Source organism: Nocardioides sp. (assembly GCF_016462705.1).
GTDB lineage: Bacteria > Actinomycetota > Actinomycetes > Propionibacteriales > Nocardioidaceae > Nocardioides.
The window spans coordinates 1-19,191 of sequence record NZ_JAEMSS010000052.1 but is presented as its reverse complement, the minus strand read 5'-3'; the positions used below and the strand labels follow the sequence as shown (position 1 = coordinate 19,191).

Here is a 19,191-nt window from a genome sequence, read left to right as displayed (position 1 = left end):
GCGGGAGCGAAGGTTCGAATCCTTCCGGGGGCGCTTCACTGCGGTCCGGCCGGTGCGCACCGCCGCTCTGCTCCTCAGGGCGAGGCGGGAGCGAAGGTTCGAATCCTTCCGGGGGCGCTTCACTGCGGTCCGGCCGGTGTACACCGCCGCCGCTTTCGCCGTTCGCCGATGTGCTGAGCCGCGAGTGTCTACTGTGACTCGGGACGACGTCCGGTCCGACTCGGTGACGGTTTCCGCCCTTCTTCCCGGAGTCTCCCCCGCCCTGGTGGGTCCCGGTCCAGCCGGCCCGCGCGACCACGCGCACCTGGGAGCAGCGATGCCCGATCCACTGGTCACTCCCGTCGACTGCGTCGACGCGACGGTCCTGCTGAGCGTGCTCACCCAGGTCAGGAGCGGCGACTTCAGCGCTCGGATGCCTCTGGACTGGACGGGCGTGGCCGGCAAGGCGGCCGACGCCCTCAACGACGTCATCACCGCCAACGAGGCCCTCGAGCAGGAGCTCGCCCGGATCAGCGAGGTCGTGGGGACCCAGGGCCGGCTCTCCCAGCGGGCCGTCCTGGGCGGGTGGACGCGGAGCTGGTCGGGAGGCCTCGAGTCCGTCAACGGGCTCATCGACGCCCTGGTGCGGCCCACGAGCGAGATGCAGCGGGTCATCGGAGCGGTGGCCGACGGCGACCTGAGCAAGAAGGTCTCCGCGGAGGTCGGCGGCGAGATGCTGGAGCTCAAGAACACGATCAACGCCATGGTCGACCAGCTCAACGGCCTGATCTCCGAGGTCTCGCGGGTCGCCCGGGAGGTCGGGACCGAGGGCAAGCTCGGGCAGGCCGCCGCGTTCACCACCGAGGTCGGCGGCGTGTGGCGGGACCTGACCGACAACGTCAACCTGATGGCCGGCAACCTCACCGGCCAGGTGCGCAACATCGCCGAGGTGACCACGGCGGTGGCCAACGGTGACCTCAGCAAGAAGATCTCGATCGACGCCAAGGGCGAGTTCCTCGAGCTGAAGAACACCGTCAACACCATGGTCGACCAGCTCAAGACCTTCTCCGGCGAGGTCACGCGCGTGGCCCGCGAGGTGGGGGTCGAGGGCCGGATGGGGGGTCAGGCCCAGTCGAACGAGGTCGCCGGGGTCTGGAAGGACCTCACCGACAACGTGAACCAGCTGGCGGCCAACCTGACCAACCAGGTGCGGGCGATCGCCGAGGTGGCGACCGCCGTGACCGAGGGCGACCTGACCCGGCAGGTGCGGGTGGAGGCCAGCGGCGAGGTCGCCGTCCTGAAGGACAAGCTCAACGAGATGATCCGCAACCTGCGCGAGACGACCGAGCAGAACGTCGAGCAGGACTGGCTGAAGACCAACCGCGAGCGGTTCACCCGCATGCTCCAGGGCCAGGACGACCTGACCGAGGTCTCGAGCATGATCCTGTCCGAGCTCGCGACCCTCGTCTCCGCCCAGCACGGCGTCATCTACACGATGACCACGCCCGGCGGCCGCGGCGAGGCGCCGCTGCTCGAGATGCAGGCCGGCTACGGCTACGAGGAGCGCAAGCACCTCTCCACCACGTTCCGGCTGGGTGAGGGCCTCGTCGGCCAGTGCGCCAAGGAGAAGAAGCGCATCCTGCTCACCGACGTCCCGGGCGACTACGTCCGGATCAACTCCGGACTCGGCGAGGCAGTGCCGCTGAACATCATCGTCCTTCCGGTCATGTTCGAAGGCACGCTGCGCGCCGTCGTCGAGCTGGCGTCGTTCTCGCCGTTCAGCGTCACCCACCAGGCGTTCCTCGACTCGATCACCGAGAGCCTCGGGATCGTGCTCAACACGATCCAGGCGGCGGCACTGACCGAGGTGCTGCTCAAGCAGTCGCAGTCACAGGCCGAGGAGCTGCGCTCCCAGCAGGAGGAGCTGCGCGGGTCCAACGCGGACCTCGCCCGCCAGGCCGGGCTGCTCGCGGAGCAGAACGTCGTGGCCGAGCAGAAGAACCTCGAGGTGGAGGAGTCACGGCGTCTCATCGAGGAGAAGGTCAACCAGCTCGCGGTCTCGTCGAAGTACAAGTCCGAGTTCATCGCCAACATGTCGCACGAGCTGCGGACCCCGCTGAACAGCCTGCTGATCCTCGCGCAGCAGCTCGAGGAGAACCCCGAGCGCAACCTGACCGACACCCAGGTCGAGTACGCAAGCGTCATCCACTCGTCGGGGAACGAGCTCCTGGAGCTCCTCAACAGCATCCTCGACCTGGCCAAGGTCGAGTCCGGCACCGTCGTCGCGGCCAACGACCTGGTCGTCCTGGAGCAGCTGCGGTCCGCGTTGCTGCGTGAGTTCGGCCCGGTGGCCCAGCAGCAGGGTCTGGAGTTCACCATCGACCTCGCCCCGGGCTGTCCGGGCAGCATCACCACCGACTCGCAGCGCCTGCGGCAGATCCTCAAGAACCTGATCGCCAACGCCTTCAAGTTCACCGAGCGCGGCGCTGTCAGCGTGTCGATCGGACCGGACCCCGACCAGGCCGCCTCGCGGAACCCCGGGCGAGCCGCGGACCCGATGCTGGCCATCGCGGTCAGCGACACGGGCATCGGGATCGACGACGAGCAGCAGACCCGGATCTTCGAGGCGTTCGCCCAAGGGGACGGCACCACGTCTCGCCTGTACGGCGGCACCGGCCTCGGTCTCTCGATCAGCAGGGAGCTCGTGGTCCTGCTCCACGGCAGCGTCGACGTGGTGAGCGTCCCCGGCGGGGGCAGCACCTTCACGGTCCACCTGCCGACCGTGCCGCCCGGTGCCGCGGGGTCGGTCCCCGCGCCGGTCACGCCGCGACCGCGCGAGGACGGCCTCGGGGCCGGCCACGGGGCCGGCCGTCTCGAGCCGGTCGCCGCTCCGCGGGCCGAGCAGAGCGCCGCCGTGGTCACGCCGGTCCTGTCGCCCGAGGATCGGACCACCCCAGGGGCACTCGAGCTGGGCGACCGGTCGGTCCGCGGCGTGCGGTTCCTGGTGGTCGACGACGAACCGCGGAGCCTCTTCGCGATCAGCGCGCTACTGGAAGGGGCCGGCGCGCTGCCGACCCTCGTGGAGTCCGGCCTGGACGTCATCGCGAACCTGGAGCGCCAGCCCGACGTCGGCTTCGTCCTGGTGGACATCAACATGCCCGTCATGGACGGCTACGACACCATCCGGGCCATCCGCGACAACGGCACGTTCCCGCATGTCCGTGTCGTCGCGGTCACCGGCAAGGTCACGGCGGGTGAGCGCAAACGCTGCGTGGACGCCGGTGCCGACGCCTACGTCCCCAAGCCGGTGGACCCGGCCGAGCTGTTCTCCGCGCTGAGGCCCTGGCTGCCACTCGCTCCGCCCCCGGTCGTGATCGACGGTGCGCTCAGGGGCCTGAGCGTGCTGGTGGTCGACGACGACTTCCGCAACATCTTCGCGATGACGGCGGTCCTCGAACGCGGTGGCGCCACGGTCACGGCCGCGGAGAGCGGCGCCGAGGCCCTCGCCGCCCTGGAGCGCACGCCGGACATCGACCTCGTGCTGATGGACATCATGATGCCGGTCATGGACGGCTACGACACGATCCGGGCCATCAGGGCAACGGGCGGCTTCGACGCCCTGCCGATCGTCGCCGTCACCGGCAAGGCCGCGGCCGGCGAACGGGAGCGGTGCCTCGAGTCGGGGGCGGACGACTACCTGCCCAAACCGGTCCACACGGCCGACCTGTTGACCGCGCTGGCGCCCTGGTTGCCGCAGCACGCGGCCGTGGCAGCCCGATGAGCCTCACGACCTCCTTCCACCTGGCCCCGGGTCCGCGCCGCGAGGAGCCCGTGCGGGCGGCTCCCATCCTGATCATCGACGACGACCGCGCGAAGCGGCTCGCGCTCAGGGCCGCGCTCGAGCCGTTGGGCTTCACGGTGATCGAGGCGGACTCGGGTGTGGAGGGCCTGCGCTGTGTGATGGCCGATGACATCGCCGTCATCCTGCTCGACGTCCGGATGCCGGTCATGAACGGCTACGAGACGGCAGCGCTGATCCGGCAGCGGGCGAAGACCGAGCTCACGCCGATCATCTTCGTGACGGCGTACGCGCCCGACGAGGTCGACGGCGACCGCTACGCGGCCGGAGCGGTCGACTTCCTGACCGCCCCGATCAACCCCGAGGAGCTGCGGGCCAAGGTGTCGGCACTGGCGAACCTCTACCTCCAGGCCCAGGCCGAGGCCGCCAAGGCGCGTGACCTGCAGGTCACGGCGCAGCAGCTGAGGCTGCTCACCGACGCCGCCCCGATCGGCATCTTCCAGACCGACACCGAGAACCGCTACACGTACACGAACCTGCGCTGGAGCGAGATCACCGGAGTGACCCGTGAGGCCGCGCTCGGCACCGAGTGGGACGGCGCCCTGGGCGCCGCGCACCTGGCTGGGGCGGACGCGGCCACCGAGGGAGGCCAGCCGGTCGGCAAGGAGATCTCGGCGCGGCTCACGATCACGCCCGCGTCGGGACCGCCGCGCGTCGCGGTGCTCACGGCCAGGCCGCTTCTCGAGGACGGCCGGCCGGCGGGTTGGGTGGGCACCCTGGCCGACATCACCGCCGAGGCCGAGGCGGAGGAGGCGCTGGTGCGGGCCCGCGACACCGCCGACGAGGCGCTCCTGCTCAAGTCGGACTTCCTGGCGAACATGAGCCACGAGATCCGGACGCCGCTGAGCGGGGTCATCGGCTGGACCGAGCTGCTGCGCGAGACCGAGCTCGATGCCGACCAGCGCGGTTTCGTGGAGACGCTGAGCAGGTCGGGAGTGGCCCTGATGAACGTGGTCGACGCCATCCTCGACTTCTCCAAGATCGAGGCGGGGCGGCTGCACGTCGACCAGCTCGAGTTCGACCCCCGCTCGGTCGTCGCCGAGGTGGTGGACCTGCTGGCGCACGCGGCCCGGACCAAGGGCCTCCAGCTGGACGTCGACTACGAGACCTCGATCCCGGCAGCGGTGCGCGGCGACGCCAACCGGCTGCGGCAGGTGCTGACCAACCTGGTCGGCAACGCCATCAAGTTCACCAAGAGCGGGGGCGTCGTGGTGCACGTCTCCGCCGACCTCGCTGACGGGCCGCACCCGGTCCTCCGCTTCGAGGTCTCCGACACCGGCGTCGGCATCGCCGCCGACAAGATCGCGATGATCTTCGACCCGTTCACCCAGGCGGACACCTCCATCACGCGCGAGCACGGGGGCACCGGTCTCGGCCTGGCCATCAGCAGCCAGCTCACCGGGCTGATGGGCGGACAGGTCGGCGTCACCAGCGAGGTGGGTGCGGGCAGCACCTTCTGGTTCACCATCGGCGTGGTCCCAGCGGTCACGAACGCCTGACTCGAAGCCCAGCCGAACGGCGCGCTCGGCTTTCCGTCCGGCTGGACACTCGTGGCGACCCTGATGGGTCGGGTCAGATGAAGAGCAGCTGGGCCCCGTTCGTCAGCTCGATGAAGTCGCTGGCGCTGATGATGCCCTCGACCTCCTCGTGGAGGTCCTCCTCGGTCAGGTGGTTCATGTCGGCCGAGAGCCGACAGGCCCACAGGTGACCGCCGGAGGCGACGATCTGCTCGAGGAACTCCGGCACCTCGGGCACGTCGAGGTCGGCGATCGCCTTCTTCATCTTCGACGTGGCCAGCGCGGTCATCCCGGGCAGACCGCCCAGCCCCTGCGGCATGTGGGTCGCGGTGTTGCCCAGCATGGTGAACTTCAGGTCGCCCATGGTCGACCTGGTGATCATGTCGAATCCCCAGAAGGTGAAGAACAGGTGCGTCTCCACCCCTTCACCCAGGGCGGCGTTGGCGAGGATCAGGCCCGGGTAGGCCATGTCGAGGTTGCCCTTGGAGCAGATGATGGCCAGCTTGCGGCCCTCGGTCCCGGGGTCGTCGAAGCTCGGCACGGGGGCCGGTGCGGTGTCGGTGGTGGTCATGGCATCTCCTCGGTCAGACGCAGCCGTGCGGCTTGGGCAGCCCGGCGACGTACGCCATCTTCTTGGCGGGCTTCTGCGGGAACAGCGCGAACAGCTGCTTGACCGGCACGCCACTGCGGGCTCCCACGCGCCGCAGGGTCGCGGTCTCCCCGGTCTCGGCGAAGTCGGCGCGGAGGAACCGGATGACCTCCCAGTGCGCGTCGGTCATCTCGAGGCCGATCTGGGCGGCGAGAGCGGCGCCGAGCTCCTCGTCCCACTCGGCGGGCACGGTCATGAAGCCCTCCTCGTTGACGTGGAACTCGTGCCCCGCGAGCGTGGCGATGGTCATGGTCACTCCTTCACGGTGGTGCTGGTGTCGCCGGCCGGGTGCTTGCCGGCCATCGACATGTGGGCGGGCAGCGGGATCGGGCGGCCCGGGAGCAGGACGTTCCAGTAGACCCACCGGAACGCCAGCTTCCCGAGGTGGTTGGCGCGGGTCTCCTTCAGCAGCCCGAGGGGCCCGAGGTAGGGCACCGGGTAGGTGCCGGTGAGCGGCTCGGTGTCGTAGTTGAAGTCGATGAGCAGGGCCTTCTTGTCACCGGACTCGATGAAGCAGTTGGCGTGGCCGTCGAACGACCCGGTCATCGGCCGTCCCTCGACGTGGGCCAGGAAGTTGTCGACGAAGATCTCCACCGAGAAGTGCGCGACCGAGCCCGCCTTGGAGGTCGGGATGTCGGAGGCGTCACCGACGGCGAAGACGTTGTCGTGGGCTCTGCTGAGCAGCGTGTGCTTGTCCACCGGAACGTAGTTGAGCTCGTCGCCCAGCCCGGACCTCTCGACGAAGTCCGCGCCCATGTTGAGCGGGACCGTGACCAGCAGGTCGAACGGCACCTCGCGCTCGTCGTAGGAGACCAGGCACTTGCGCTCGTTGTCGATGCTCTCGACCAGGAAGTCGCTCTCGACGGCGACCTTGCGTTCGTCCAGCAGGTTGCCGAGGTGCTCCGAGGCGACCGGCTTGGTGAACGCTCCCGGCAGCGGCGTGACGAAGACCAGCTCGACCCGGTCGCGCAGGCCCTGCTCGCGCAGCCACGCCTCGGCCAGGAAGGTGAACTCGAGCGGCGCGACGGGGCACTTGATCGGCATGTCGGTGACGTGCACGACCAGCCGCCCGTGGTCGAAGTCGGCGAGCGCCCGAGCCAACGCGCCGGCGCCCTCGAGGCTGTAGAAGTCGAAGACGCTGCGACGCCACTCGGGGCCGAGCATCCCCGGTGTCTGGTCCGGTCGCGGAGACGTGCCGGTCGCGATGACCAGGTAGTCGTAGTCCAGCGTCCGTCCGTCGACCAGCCGCACCGTGTCGGTCTCGGTGTCGACCCGGTCGATCTCTCCCAGGAGCAGCTCGACGCCGTCCGGGACGAAGTCGTGGCGTGGCTTGGTGAGCTGGTTCTCGTCGTAGATCCCGAAGGGAAGAAACAGGTAGCCCGGCTGGTAGGGATGCACGTCGTCGCGGTCGACGACCGTGATGTCCCACTCGTCGCCGGGCAGCTTGCGACGCAGCTTGTTGACGATCATGGTGCCGGCCGTCCCGGCACCCAGCACCAGCAGCCTCCTGGTCATGGCACTCGCCTCGTTCCGCCTGTCGTCCTGCATCGACGCTAGGGCGCCCGGAGCAGGCGGGGTGAGGGGACAAGGTCCCCTCGGAGCGGGCCCTCGGCCCTATCCCCTCGGGGGGTTATTTACAGCGCCGCGATCAGTCGGCGCGGCCCGGCAGCAGCGGCAGCGTGATGGTCACCGTCGTGCCTTCGCCCGGGGCCGAGACCAGGGAGATCTCGCCCCCGTGGTTGTGCACGATCGACTGGATGATGTTGAGCCCCAGCCCGGACCCCTGGATCTCGTGCTGGAGCGCGGTGGCTCCGCGGAAGAACCTGGTGAACAGCTCGGCCTGCTCCCCGGCGGGGATGCCGATCCCGGTGTCACTGACCTCCAGGCAGGCGCGCGCGCCCTGCGTCCGCAGGAGGCAGCGCACCCGGCCGCCGTCGTCGGTGAACTTCACGGCGTTGGTGATCAGGTTGGAGACCAGCCGCTCGAGGTGCCGGGCATCGCCGCTGACGTGAACCGGCGTGCTGGGCACCTCGAAGGCCACCGCCAGGTTCCGGGCGGTGACCAGCTCCTCGAGTGACGACTCGGCGGCGCGGACGACGGCCACGAGGTCGACGTCCCTGTGCTCCTCGAGAGCCACGCCCTCCTCGAGCCTGGCGAGGGTCAGCAGGTCGTCCGCCAGGACCGCGAGCCGGCGGCCGTTGCGGTCGATCGCGTCGACTAGACGCTCCTGCACCGGGTTGAGGCGTCCTGCATCGCCGTCCTGGAGCAGCTTGGTGTAGCCCGTGATGCTCGTCATCGGCGTGCGCAGCTCGTGGATGACCGTCGCGAGGAACTCCGTCTTGGTCCGGTCGATCACCCGCAGGGACTCCAGGGCACCGTGCTCGGTCTTCGAGATCCGCTCGAGGTTGGCCCGGGCCTGGGCGTTCAGCAGGTACGCCGATGTCACGTCCGCGAGCGTCTGGGCGCCCGCCAGCGCGGTGTCAGCAAGCGGACCGGCGGACTTCCGGTAGAGATCCAACGCGCCCAGCCCGTGCTCCCCGTCTCGGAGGGGAAACGTGAACACGGCGACCAGGCCTTCCTCGAGAGCCCTCGCCGCGAACCTGGGGAAGCGCCCGTCCTCGGCAAGGTCCGGGATGCAGATCGGCCCATCGGTCGCGTGCGCCGCGAGGCAGGGACCCTCCCCCAGCTCGGACTGGAGCCGCTCGAACCGCAGGGCCGAATCGTCGGAGGAGGCGATGTAGCGCAGCTCCGAGCTCGGAGAGATCAGGGTGACACCGGCCGCGTCGATCGGCATGACATCGACGATGCGGTCGACCAGGTGGTCCAGGATCCCCTGGATCGGGAAGTCCGTCGCCAGCGTCCGGGCGAACTCCGCCAGCACCTCGGACAACTTGCGCTCATCCATGGTGCCCCCCGCAGGCTCGACGTCGACACCGCGGGTCCGGGCGGAAGAATCTCACCGTACACGCGCCGGAGCCTGCGCGTCGTCCATCGCGGAGCGGGACCGGCCGAGGTACGATCCGGCCACATCACTCGTCCTGGACCCCGGCGTGGATCGCCCTTTCCCATGTCCACCGAGGGGTGTGGTCACATGGCACGCCGGACCGACTCAGGACCTGCACCACGGCAGCGCGCGGTCGCGCTCGTCGACCTCGAGCCGCGGGACGGCACCCCTGGCCTCGCCGAGACCCTCCAGCGGCTCTGTCGAGCCGTGACCCACGACCTCGACCTCGCCGGTGCCACGGTGACCTTGGTCCCGGACGAGACCAGCCACTCGGTGCTGGCCGCGTCCGGCGAGCAGGTCCGGCGCACCGAGGAGCGGCAGTTCGACGCCGGCGAGGGCCCCACGCACCGGGCCTTCGTGACCGGTGAGCCGGTGGTGGTCCCGCGCCTCCAGGGTGCCGGCTCGCGCTGGCCGGAGTTCACCCAGGAGGCGGAGTCCTCCGGCGTGTCGTCCGTGGCCTCGCTCCCGCTCTGCGTGGGGGCGGCCAGGCTCGGATCCCTCAGCCTCTACTGGAAACGCGGGTCAGGACCGACGTACGAGGACCTGAGGAGCGCGCTGGTCTTCGCGGACCTGGCCACCGAGCTCCTGATCGACAGCTCCTGCTCGCCCACGAGCGAGGACCTGGACCCGGGCCTGCACTCGGCGTTGCAGACCCACGGGCACATCTACCAGGCCCAGGGGATGTTGATGGTGGCGCTGGGTGTGCACCTGCCCGAGGCGCTCGCCCGGATGCGGGCGCACGCGTTCGCCACCGGCCAGGACCTGGAGGGTGTCGCCGAGCAGATCCTCGAGGGCGAGCTCGTGCTGACCAGGGACCCCCCGTGAGGACGCAGGTGCACGGCAGCGCCGTCAGCGAGCACGAGAGAAACGGACCCCGCCCATGATCCCGCAGAGCCAGCTCCTGGACTTCTTCGTGGAAGTGACCGACACCCTCGTCGACGACTTCGACCTCGTGGAGTTCCTGCACGCCCTCGCGGCCAAGGCCGCCGTGGTCAGCGGCGCAGCCGCGGTCGGGCTCGTCCTGACCGACCACCACGACCGGGTCCGGTACATGGCGTCGAGCAACGAGGACGGCAAGCTGCTCGAGCTGCTCCAGATCCAGAACGACGACGGTCCCTGCCTGGACGCCATCACCAACGGGTGGCAGGTGGTCAACGCCGACCTCGGTGAGGCCGGGGACAGGTGGCCCAGGTTCGCGCCGGCGGCACGGGCCATGGGCTTCCAGTCGGTCCATGCCTTCCCCATGCGGGTGCGGACCCAGACGATCGGGGCCCTCAACATCTTCGGTACCGACAGCACCCGGTTCCACTCCGACGAGGTCCGCGTCGTGCAGGCACTGGCCGACGTCGCGACCATCGCGATCATCCACGAGCGGCTCCGGCACGAGGCCGAGCTGATCGCGACCCAGCTGCAGAACGCACTCACCAGCCGCATCGTGATCGAGCAGGCGAAGGGTGCGCTGGCGCGCGCCCAGGGCATCACGACGTCCCAGGCGTTCGACCTCATCCGGACGATGGCCCGGTCGACAGGGCGCAGGCTCCACGACGTGGCCGCTGCCGTCGTCGACGACCTCGACACCTCGGGAGGCTGACCGCCGGCGGGCGCCGACGGGCCCGGTGACCCCGCCGCACGGGTCGTTCGGCCCTGACGTCGACCCCCCGCGCTCGACGAGCCTGGGTCGGTGGGCACCCGACGACCCAGGTGGGACGAGCTCCTCCCCTATGCCGTCAGGGCACCGTCGAGCCACAACACCCAGCCGTGGCTCTTCCGGGCTGCGGAGGACGGACGGCTCCGCGTGTACGCCGATCGCAGCCGAGCACTTCCCGTGGTGGACCCCGACGGGAGAGAGCTGGTGATGAGCTGCGGGGCCGCCCTGGCCCACCTGTGCGTCGCGCTCCGAGGACTCGGGCACGACGCAGAGGTGTCCACGTTCCCCGACCCGGGCGATGCCGACCTGCTCGCCATCGTCGCGGGGGGCGGCCGGCACACCCCGGACGCAGGCGACCGGGAGCTGTTCCAGGCGATCGAGACCCGCAGGACCCACCGTGCCGAGTTCGCCGCCGGTCCCGTCGCGCCGCGGAGCCTGGCCCTGCTCCGGACCGAGGCGGAGTCGGCCGGAGCCGACCTGACGGTGGTCACCGGCGAGGAGCGGCAGGACATCGTGACGCTGGTCGGTGAGGGCGACCGGGTCCAGTTCGGCGACTCCGCGTTCCGCCGGGAGCTCGCCGCCTGGATGCGCCCGAACCACACCCGACGCCGGGACGGGATCCGCGGCGACGCCATGGGGCTCGGGGCGGTGACGTCACTGGTGGCGCCGACGATCGTGGCGACGTTCGACACCGGCGGCCGCCAGGCGACGAAGGACCAACGCCTCGCCCAAGCGTCGCCGGCACTGCTGGTCCTCTCCACCGCGGGCGACGCGCCCGCGGACTGGCTGTCGGCCGGGCAGGCGGTCGCCCTGCTCCTCCTGCGCGCCACCGCCGAGGGCCTGGGCGCGTCGTTCCTCAACCAGCCGATCGAGGTGCCGGTCCTGCGCGACCGGCTGCGCACCCGGCTCGGGGGCGACACCCACCCGCAGCTGCTCCTCCGCGTCGGCCGGGCCAGCACGGGGGCGGGCTCTCTCCGGCGCCCGGTCGCCGACGTACTCGCGCAGAGGGGCCGCTGACCGTCGGCCGTCAGGCCGGCGCCGCACGCGGGACCACGATCCGCACCGTGCAGCCGTGCGTGCCGGACGGCTCGAGCGTGCACCGGCCGCCCACGGCGGCCGCGCGGTCCTGCATGGTCGCCAGGCCACGGTGTCCAGGGGCCGACACGAAGGCCGCCGGGTCCACCGCGACCCCGTCGTCGGCGACGACGATCTCCACCCCGTCCCGGTGCCCGCTGACCGTGACGACCACCTGGGAGGCCCGGGAGTGGGCGTGGGCGTTGTTCAGGGCCTCCTTGGCGATCCGCAGCGCCTGGCTGCGTTCGGCCTGGGGCAGCTCAGGTCCGTCGTCGACGTCGTCCACGGACCAGCCGGTGTGCGAGTCGTGGAAGAGGTGGGCGGCGTGCCGACGAAGGGACTCGGCGATCGGCGCGTGGGGATCGGTGGGCTCCAGGCTGAACAACAGGGTGCGCAGTCCCGTCGTCGCGGAGGTGACCAGCTCGCCGAGCTCGGCGAGGGGTCGTGACACGTTCGGGTCCGTGGTGTCCAGGTGGGCTCGGAGCAGGTCCAGGCGCAGCGCCATGGCGACGAGCGCCTGGGCGGTGTCGTCGTGGATCCCGCTCGCGATCCGGGACCGCTCGCGGTCCTCGGCCTCCAGCAGCCGGTCGAGGAGGGCCCGCCGCTCCGCGAGGAGGTCGTGGAGGCGCGTGACGTCGCGGAACACCAGCGTCAGGTCGTCCGGCGACGGGTAGGCCCGGATCGAGAACCAGCAGTCCAGCTCCTCGAAGTACTCCTCGAACTCCACGACGCTCTGCGTCGCCAGGGCCTCCCGGTAGCGGAGGTCGAAGGTCGAGTCGACGGCGGTCGGGAACTCCGCCCAGACGTTCTTGCTGAGCAGGTCGCCGCCCGCTCGCCCCAGCAGCCGCAGCGCGGCCGCGTTGACGAACCTGACCCGCCAGTCGCGGTCCAGCAGGAGGAACCCGTCACCCACCCGGTCCATGGCGGTCACCAGATCGACGGCCCGGTCGTCGGCCGGGTCGGCAGCCGGGGAGGCGTCCGGGCCGGCGCCCCGTTGGTCGACCATGCGTCATAGTGCGGTGCCGGTCGCGCCACTGACAAGGCAGTGACGGCTCATGGGCCGAGCCGGAGCTGCTCCTCGAGCTCGTCGGTCAGGTACTCCGCGTAGCTGACGCTGACGTGCGCCCTGTCCCGGCGCGCGATGTAGTCGCCGATCACGGTCGGGCACTTGCCGTACGCACAGAACCACCGCGTGGTGTCCACGAACTCGGCCCCTGCGGCCAGGGCACCGTCCCGCAGGGACTCGGCGAAGCGGATGCCGGTGGGGTTGCCGTCGGACAGGCACTTCCCGAGGTCGCGGTCGTCGAGACACGTGCCGGGGTCGAACGTCAGGTCGGGGGGGTCGCCGATGAGGATGACGCGTCCCGCGTGCGGCTCGAGCCGCTCGACCTGGCTGGTCATCCCGGCGCCGTACATCTCGACGCGCTCGTCGAGGTCCGTGACCCTCTCCCCGTCAGGGCCCTCGAAGCCCTGGGAGTTGGCCTGCGAGCCCAGGACGACGACCTCGGGCCGCAGCTCCTCGACCTGCTCGACCGCCCAGTCCTGGAACGCCTCGCACAGCTCGGCGGGACCGGTCCCGTTGTTGAGCCACGGTGTCACGTCGGACGACGGACACCCCTCACGGACCAGGAAGTACGCCTCGTAGCCGAAGCGCCTGCCGAGCTCGTCGAGCGCGGGGATCCACTGCCGCGCGTGCGAGTCACCGATCAGGATCAGCGTCTTGTCGCCGTCCGGGTCGCCGCGCGGGCAGAGCGGGCGGTCCTCGTTGATGTCGAAGTACTCGCACTCCCCCACGTCCGGCCGGTCCTCCTCGAGGTCCAGGATCCGGGGCTTGAGGTCGCCCGGGACCTCGTAGCCGTTCTGGGCGGCAAGCACCGAGGCCTCGACGAGCGCGACGACCGGGTCGTCGCTGAAGTCCGGCTCCGGGTCGCCCTCCTCCTGCCCGTAGCTGGTGACCGTGATGGCGGGGCCGCCGCCGGTCGCCTGCTGCTCCACGACCCGGTCCGCGCCGGCGAGCAGCGGCAGGGTCAGCACCACGACCGCGGGATAGAGCAGCACCCCGCGCAGGTTGTGCCTCGTCACGAACCCGGCCCTGCGGAACGGCTGCTCGACGAAGGCGTACGTGAGGCCGGACAGCGCGGTCGCGACCGCGATCACCGCGATGCCGTACAGGCCCGACGGCTCGCCCCAGACCGCCCCGGCCATGATCAGCAGCGGCCAGTGCCAGAGGTAGAGCGAGTACGACCAGTCGCCGATGACCCGAACGGGCGGCAGCGACAGCCCGGCCTGCGGACCCCAGGAGGCCGCCCCCAGCCCACCCACCAGGAGGAGCGCCGACCCGACGACCGGCAGTGCGGCGGCGTACCCGGGGAAGAGCGTCGACTCGTCGAACCGGAGCGCGGCGAGCACCACCATGCCGAGACCCAGCCAGGAGACGGCGGCGAGCAGGTCGGGCCTGAGCTTCGCCAGCCGCGGCGCCAGGCACGCCGCCAGCGCACCGAGGGCGAGCTCCCAGGCCCGCGTGAACGGCGAGAAGTACGCCGCCACGGTGTCGCTGCCGGTCTGGACGACCGACCACGTGAACGACGCGGCCACGATCACGGTGAGCACGGGCACCGCGACGTCGCGGATCGGCCGGTGGGCCCGCACGACGAGCAGGCACAGCAGCAGCACCAGGAGCGGCCACACCAGGTAGAACTGCTCCTCCACCGCGAGCGACCAGTAGTGCTGAAGGGGCGACGGGGCGGCCTCCGCCTGGAAGTAGTCGGTGCCGTCGATGGTCAGCTTGATGTTGGCCGCGAAGAACGTCGCCCAGACCGCGTCCTCGACGGCACGGCTCGCCTCCACGGCACTCAGCAGCGCCACCGAGCCGGCGACCGTCGCGAGGAGGACCACCGTCGCCGCCGGCAGGATCCGGCGGGCCCGGCGCGCGTAGAACCCGACGAGCGAGACCCGGCCCTCCTTCTCCGCCTCCCGGACGAGCAGCGAGGTGATGAGGAAGCCCGAGATCACGAAGAAGACGTCGACGCCCACGAACCCTCCGGTGAAGGGCCCGATCCGTGCGTGGTCGAGCGCCACCAGCAGCACGGCCAGGGCGCGGAGTCCCTGGATATCCTGCCGGAAGCCGCGATGCACCCGCACAGGGTACGGACGGGCTATGCGAAAGGGTCCGAAAGGACTAGTAACCCCGCAACGGCTGACCCGTTGTTGTGTCCAAGAGCACTCCGGAGAGAAGGCAGGCAACGTGAACAGAAGTCTCAGGAAGGCGATCGCAGTGTCAGCTGCGTGCGCCGCGGCCCTGGCAGGCGGGGTCGCCTCGAACGCCGCTGCCGTGGCGACGCCGGGTCAGAGCGCGGCGAAGGCCGGCGCGATCACGAAGTTCGGCTACAAGGCCAACGTCTTCGGCACGAAGGTCGTCGTCAACGGTGTCGAGCTCCGCAACCTCAAGGACGCCCTCGCCGTGCAGAAGTGCACCCGGATGCTCCGCGGCGAGACAGTCAAGGGGTCGGCCCTGAGCACCGACAACCTGCTCCCGATCGGCAACGACCTGATCCGGATCTCTCCGAGCACCAGCAGGACGCTCACCTACCGCGAGGGCGACCGGTACGGCGTCCGCGGCACCAACGTGATCGCCGACATCAAGCTCGGCGGCACCGTCGACGTGCTCGGCACCCCGGTCTCGACCCCGGTCCTCAAGATCGAGGGCCTCAAGTCGATCGCCGACTCGTGGAACGACACCTCCGCGAACGGCGGCCAGGGCAAGTTCGGTCACGCCGAGAGCTTCGGCTTCGGCGACATCTCCCTCGAGATCCCCGAGGGCGGGCCGATCCCGCCCGAGGTCCAGGACCTGCTCGACATCATCCAGGACAACCTGCCGGTCACCCAGACCGTCAACCAGATCATCGACCTGCTGGAGAGCGTCGGCACTCTCGAGATCCCGGGGCTGGGCACGCTCGCCCTCGGCCGCACGACGGGCAAGGCCACCGACCACAACGCCGAGTCCAACGCGTACGCGCTGAAGGTCCAGATCGACAACCCCCAGGACGGCTCGAAGACGGTCCTGCAGCTCGGTCGGGCGACCAGCAAGATCACCGACGGCGTCGAGTCCGGCGTCTTCCGCTCCACGATGTCCGCCCTCGACCTGCGGATCGGCGACCTCGTGCAGTTCGGCGGCGTGAGCTCGCAGAACATCCCCTGCAGCGGCACCGACGGCAAGGTCAAGTCCAAGTCGGTCGGCGCCGCCTCGGTGCTCGGCCTGGTCAACCTGTCGGGCGTCAAGTACTCCTGGATGGGCAAGCAGCAGCCCAAGGGCAAGGCCAAGGGCTGGGTCCAGAGCGAGATCGGCGCGGTGTCGATCCCGGCCGCGCAGATCGAGATCTCCAACCTGCTCTCGCGGGTCAACATGAAGAGCAAGGGCCTCAACAAGAAGGTCAAGCGGAGCGTGTCGACGTCGATCGGCTCGCTCAGCGTCGCCGGCACGCCGATCAGCCTGGCACCGGGTCAGAGCCACGCCTTCGACGGCGGCATCATCCGCTACCAGGTCGTGCAGAACGACGACTTCTACGGCACCGAGGTCCGCGCGCTGCAGATCACGTTGTTCGAGGAGAACGTCGTCCTCACCCTCGGACAGGCGGCGGGTCGCATCTTCTTCAAGTGACCTGACCTCGCTCACCAGCGGCCGGGCGTCCCTTCGGGGGCGCCCGGCTGCTGTCGTCCGGGACCGGGCTAGAGAGCCGACTCCCAGAGCCGCACGTCGTCGGCATAGTGCGTCTCGAGCATGGCCCGGACGCCCGGGTCGACCTCGGTCTCCCGGGTCGGCGACACGTTGGTGGGGTCGAGCTCCGGCGGCGCGATGTCCAGCCGCTCGGCCATCCAGCCGGCGGCCTCGGCGAGGTGCTCGTAACGGTAGATGCGGTCGACCAGGACCCTGCCGTCCATGCTCGTCACGAAGTTCCACCCCGTGCCGAGAGGCACCTCCCCCGTCACCAGCCCCTCGGCGAACTGCGCGAACGTCGTGTCACCGGTGGACTTCTCCGCCGAGGCCTCCGGTCGGGAGCGGTAGCGCCACCACGACATGGCCCGGTCGACCGGATGCCGGGCCAGGCACACGGTCTCGTAGCTCGAGCGCGGATGCCCGTAGCGCTCCAGCCAGGGCGCCATCACGTTCTCGAACGTCGCCGCGGACATGTGCTTCATCCCCGGAGGCTGGCGGAACAGGATCTGGGCATGCCGGCTGAAGTGCCGTTGGAGAGCGGTCGAGCCGGCCTTGGGCATGGACAGGAAGACGAAGCCGGCGTGCGCCATCGCCATCACCGGCGAGTCACCTCGGTCATCCCGGCCGGGCCCCGGGTCAGCATCGCTCGAGGGTCGCGTCGTCGCGGGCCTCGTCACCGTAGCGACGGGCCTGGTCGACGTACGGCAGGACGACACTGGCGCCGCCCACGTTGCCGATCGCGCCCTGAACGACGCAGGTCGTGAACTTCCGGGCCCGGAGCGTGGTGATGGCGTGCGCGATCCGGTAGAGCACCGCCGGGGACACGTTGGTCTCCATGTTGGCCATCGCGCTGAGCACCCCACGCTCGAGGAAGCCGCGCGTGCCCGCCTTCTGGCGGATCTTGTGGTGGATGCCACGCAGGATCCGCTGCTGGTTGGCGGAGCGGTCGAAGTCGCCCCCGAGAAGAGCCTTCCGCGACCGTGCGAACGCGAGCGAGGTGTAGCCGCCGAGCCGGATCTTGCCCTTCTTGAACCCCGACGGCTTGAGGGAGGAGTCGCTGAACGCCACCGGGTTGTGGACGTAGAAGCCCCCGATGCTGGTGACCATCTTCTGGAAGGTCTTGAACCCGGTCACGAAGACGTACTCCGGCTGGACGCCGACCAGGTTGCCGACGGTCTCGCCCAGCAGCTGCGGGCCGCCGTAGTACATCGCGGCGTTGACCCGGTCGCTGCCGACGCCGGGGATGGGCACGTAGGAGTCGCGAGGGATCCCGATGGCGGTCGCCGCACCGGTCCTGGTGTTGATGCCGACCAGCTGGAGGGCGTCGCCGCGAGTGCGCGTCATCTCCTCGCCGGGCCGGGCGTCGGAGCCCACGGCGAGGATCCACAGCACGTCGGGGTTGACGTCGACCGACGTCGCCCGGTCGACCTCGACCAGCGTCATGTCGGCCGGCCGGACGGTCGAGTCGGGCACGGTGAGCGTGGCGACCGCGAGGACCAGGCCCAGGAGCACCGGGGTCAGCCACCGGCGGAACCGGCGGGTCCGGGGGGTGCTGCCGGTCATGCGATCACGCTCCTGATCACCGAGTAGCCGAACACGCGCCAGCCCTCACCCTCGTCGGCCAGCAGCAGGTACCCCTTGACCCGGTCGGTTCGTTCGAGCTCCCCCGCAGTCTCGAAGTCCAGGGTGAACCGGGCCGTGACTCCCTGAGGCTTGCCCTTGACCGACAGCACGTCCAGGGCGACCCGCCGCTTGGTGCTGGTGGCCGTGTCGATCTGCTCGGCGATCTCGGTGTTGCTGAGCAGGTCCGCGTCGCGGACGGCGTCGTCCCGGGCTCCGGCGGTGAAGGAGGCGTACGCCTTGTCGAAGGAGGTGCGGGGGAACTCGCCCAGGTAGGCGTTGTCGAAGAACTCGTCGACCAGGGCGGACACCTCCGCCTTCATGCGGTCCTTCTGCGTGTCACCCAGCCTGCCGATCACGCGCCCGACCGTCGCCTTGGTCGTGACCGGTCGCGTCTCCGGGGTCGACGACGTCGCCGAATCGCTGGGTTGCTGCGCCGCGGGCGGGGCAGGGGCGTCGTCGTCGCTGCACCCCCCGACGAAGGCGACCGAGGTCACGATGACCGCGCCCAGGACAGCGACAGGCCGGAGCAACCTGCTCCGGACCCGGTCGTGGTTCAGCTTGTGTTCAGCCATCGTGGTCAACCATGTCTGCCGAAGTCTTCAATCCCTCGTAGGCACTCGTCGGGCTCAGGTACGTCGTCGACACCAGCCTGCCTGACGACACCTCGGTTCGTGGGTAGCCCACCCGCTGCAATTGTGTGGGTGGGAGGACTAGCCTGGATCACCGGGGCGCGGGACCCGCACCCCTGTCGAACACTGCTGAACATCCTGTCGAGCATCTCCAACGGAAGAGGCGAAACCACCCGTGCCGCAGTCAGGCAACCCATCCACCAGCACGTCCCCGGCGATTCCCGAGGAGTTCGGCGCCAACGAGTGGCTGGTCGAGGAGATGCACGACCGCTTCCAGCAGGATCCGAGCTCCGTGGAGCCTACGTGGGCCGCCTACTTCTCCGGCAACGGGTCCGGCAACGGCTCAGGGGACGCGGCCGCCCCGGCGAAGCCCGCCGAGGTCGTGCCCGCCGAGGCCAAGGCAGCCGAGCCGAAGCCCGCGCAGCAGACCGAGCAGAAGCCCGCGCCGCAGACCGAGCAGAAGACCGTCGAGGCCGAGCACAAGGACCCCACCCC

General features: G+C 70.3%; 16 protein-coding genes. 7 read left to right on the top strand and 9 right to left on the bottom strand.

From position 1 onward, the window contains the following. Positions 1–316 precede the first annotated feature (316 nt). Complete coding sequence (locus JHD21_RS08820; protein ID WP_292673618.1) at positions 317–3,760, top strand: response regulator; 3,444 nt, start codon at positions 317–319, stop codon at positions 3,758–3,760. Next, entirely contained in the window at positions 3,757–5,337 is a 1,581-nt protein-coding gene (locus JHD21_RS08815; protein WP_292673615.1) for an ATP-binding protein, read from the top strand. Before JHD21_RS08820 ends, JHD21_RS08815 begins: the two co-directional genes overlap by 4 nt. 73 nt (positions 5,338–5,410) lie before the next feature. On the opposite strand, the gene JHD21_RS08810 is transcribed toward JHD21_RS08815, so the two are convergent. The 4 genes from JHD21_RS08810 to JHD21_RS08795 all read right to left on the bottom strand — a co-directional run bounded on the left by JHD21_RS08810 (position 5,411) and on the right by JHD21_RS08795 (position 8,909). Beyond that, complete coding sequence (locus tag JHD21_RS08810) at positions 5,411–5,926, bottom strand: DsrE/DsrF/DrsH-like family protein (protein WP_292673612.1); 516 nt, start codon at positions 5,924–5,926, stop codon at positions 5,411–5,413. A 13-nt stretch (positions 5,927–5,939) separates the two neighbouring features. Continuing rightward, positions 5,940–6,254, bottom strand: a complete 315-nt coding sequence (locus JHD21_RS08805; protein ID WP_292673610.1) for a TusE/DsrC/DsvC family sulfur relay protein — start codon at positions 6,252–6,254, stop codon at positions 5,940–5,942. 2 nt (positions 6,255–6,256) lie between these two features. Beyond that, positions 6,257–7,519: an FAD/NAD(P)-binding oxidoreductase gene (locus JHD21_RS08800; RefSeq protein WP_292673608.1), complete on the bottom strand. Its 1,263-nt coding sequence runs from the start codon at positions 7,517–7,519 to the stop codon at positions 6,257–6,259. Between the two features lie 133 nt (positions 7,520–7,652). After that, positions 7,653–8,909, bottom strand: coding sequence for a GAF domain-containing sensor histidine kinase (locus tag JHD21_RS08795; protein WP_292673606.1), 1,257 nt, complete (start codon positions 8,907–8,909; stop codon positions 7,653–7,655). Positions 8,910–9,095: 186 nt separating this feature from the next. On the opposite strand from JHD21_RS08795, the gene JHD21_RS08790 reads away from it, so the two are divergent. From JHD21_RS08790 to JHD21_RS08780, 3 genes are all read left to right on the top strand, one after another. Then, positions 9,096–9,833, top strand: a complete 738-nt coding sequence (locus tag JHD21_RS08790) for a GAF and ANTAR domain-containing protein (protein ID WP_292673603.1) — start codon at positions 9,096–9,098, stop codon at positions 9,831–9,833. Positions 9,834–9,888: 55 nt separating this feature from the next. After that, positions 9,889–10,599: a GAF and ANTAR domain-containing protein gene (locus JHD21_RS08785; protein ID WP_292673601.1), complete on the top strand. Its 711-nt coding sequence runs from the start codon at positions 9,889–9,891 to the stop codon at positions 10,597–10,599. A 90-nt stretch (positions 10,600–10,689) separates the two neighbouring features. Then, positions 10,690–11,673, top strand: coding sequence for a nitroreductase family protein (locus tag JHD21_RS08780; RefSeq protein ID WP_292673597.1), 984 nt, complete (start codon positions 10,690–10,692; stop codon positions 11,671–11,673). A gap of 10 nt (positions 11,674–11,683) precedes the next feature. Here the strand turns inward: JHD21_RS08780 and JHD21_RS08775 are convergent, their stop codons facing one another. After that, positions 11,684–12,736, bottom strand: coding sequence for a histidine kinase (locus tag JHD21_RS08775; RefSeq protein ID WP_292673596.1), 1,053 nt, complete (start codon positions 12,734–12,736; stop codon positions 11,684–11,686). Positions 12,737–12,783: 47 nt separating this feature from the next. Continuing rightward, the gene (locus tag JHD21_RS08770; RefSeq protein ID WP_292673594.1) at positions 12,784–14,865 is read right to left on the bottom strand and encodes an acyltransferase family protein; all 2,082 of its coding nucleotides are present in this window, start codon (positions 14,863–14,865) and stop codon (positions 12,784–12,786) included. Between the two features lie 139 nt (positions 14,866–15,004). On the opposite strand from JHD21_RS08770, the gene JHD21_RS08765 reads away from it, so the two are divergent. After that, on the top strand, positions 15,005–16,387 hold the full coding sequence (locus JHD21_RS08765) for a choice-of-anchor P family protein (protein WP_292673592.1): 1,383 nt from the start codon (positions 15,005–15,007) through the stop codon (positions 16,385–16,387). Between the two features lie 68 nt (positions 16,388–16,455). Here JHD21_RS08765 and JHD21_RS08760 read toward each other — a convergent pair whose 3' ends face one another. The 3 genes from JHD21_RS08760 to JHD21_RS08750 are packed head-to-tail and all read right to left on the bottom strand — an operon-like array spanning position 16,456 to position 18,639. After that, positions 16,456–17,040 (bottom strand): sulfotransferase family 2 domain-containing protein, encoded by a 585-nt coding sequence (locus JHD21_RS08760; RefSeq protein WP_292673590.1) that lies wholly within the window; start codon positions 17,038–17,040, stop codon positions 16,456–16,458. Between the two features lie 40 nt (positions 17,041–17,080). Then, positions 17,081–18,007 carry an LCP family protein gene (locus JHD21_RS08755; RefSeq protein WP_292673588.1) on the bottom strand — a complete coding sequence of 309 codons (927 nt, stop codon included), beginning with the start codon at positions 18,005–18,007 and terminating at the stop codon, positions 17,081–17,083. Next, entirely contained in the window at positions 18,004–18,639 is a 636-nt protein-coding gene (locus tag JHD21_RS08750) for a hypothetical protein (RefSeq protein ID WP_292673586.1), read from the bottom strand. The genes JHD21_RS08755 and JHD21_RS08750 overlap by 4 nt, the downstream gene beginning before the upstream one ends. A gap of 274 nt (positions 18,640–18,913) precedes the next feature. On the opposite strand from JHD21_RS08750, the gene JHD21_RS08745 reads away from it, so the two are divergent. Next, positions 18,914–19,191, top strand: a 278-nt coding sequence (locus tag JHD21_RS08745) for a hypothetical protein (RefSeq protein WP_365695730.1), incomplete at its 3' end; no start/stop codon positions are given.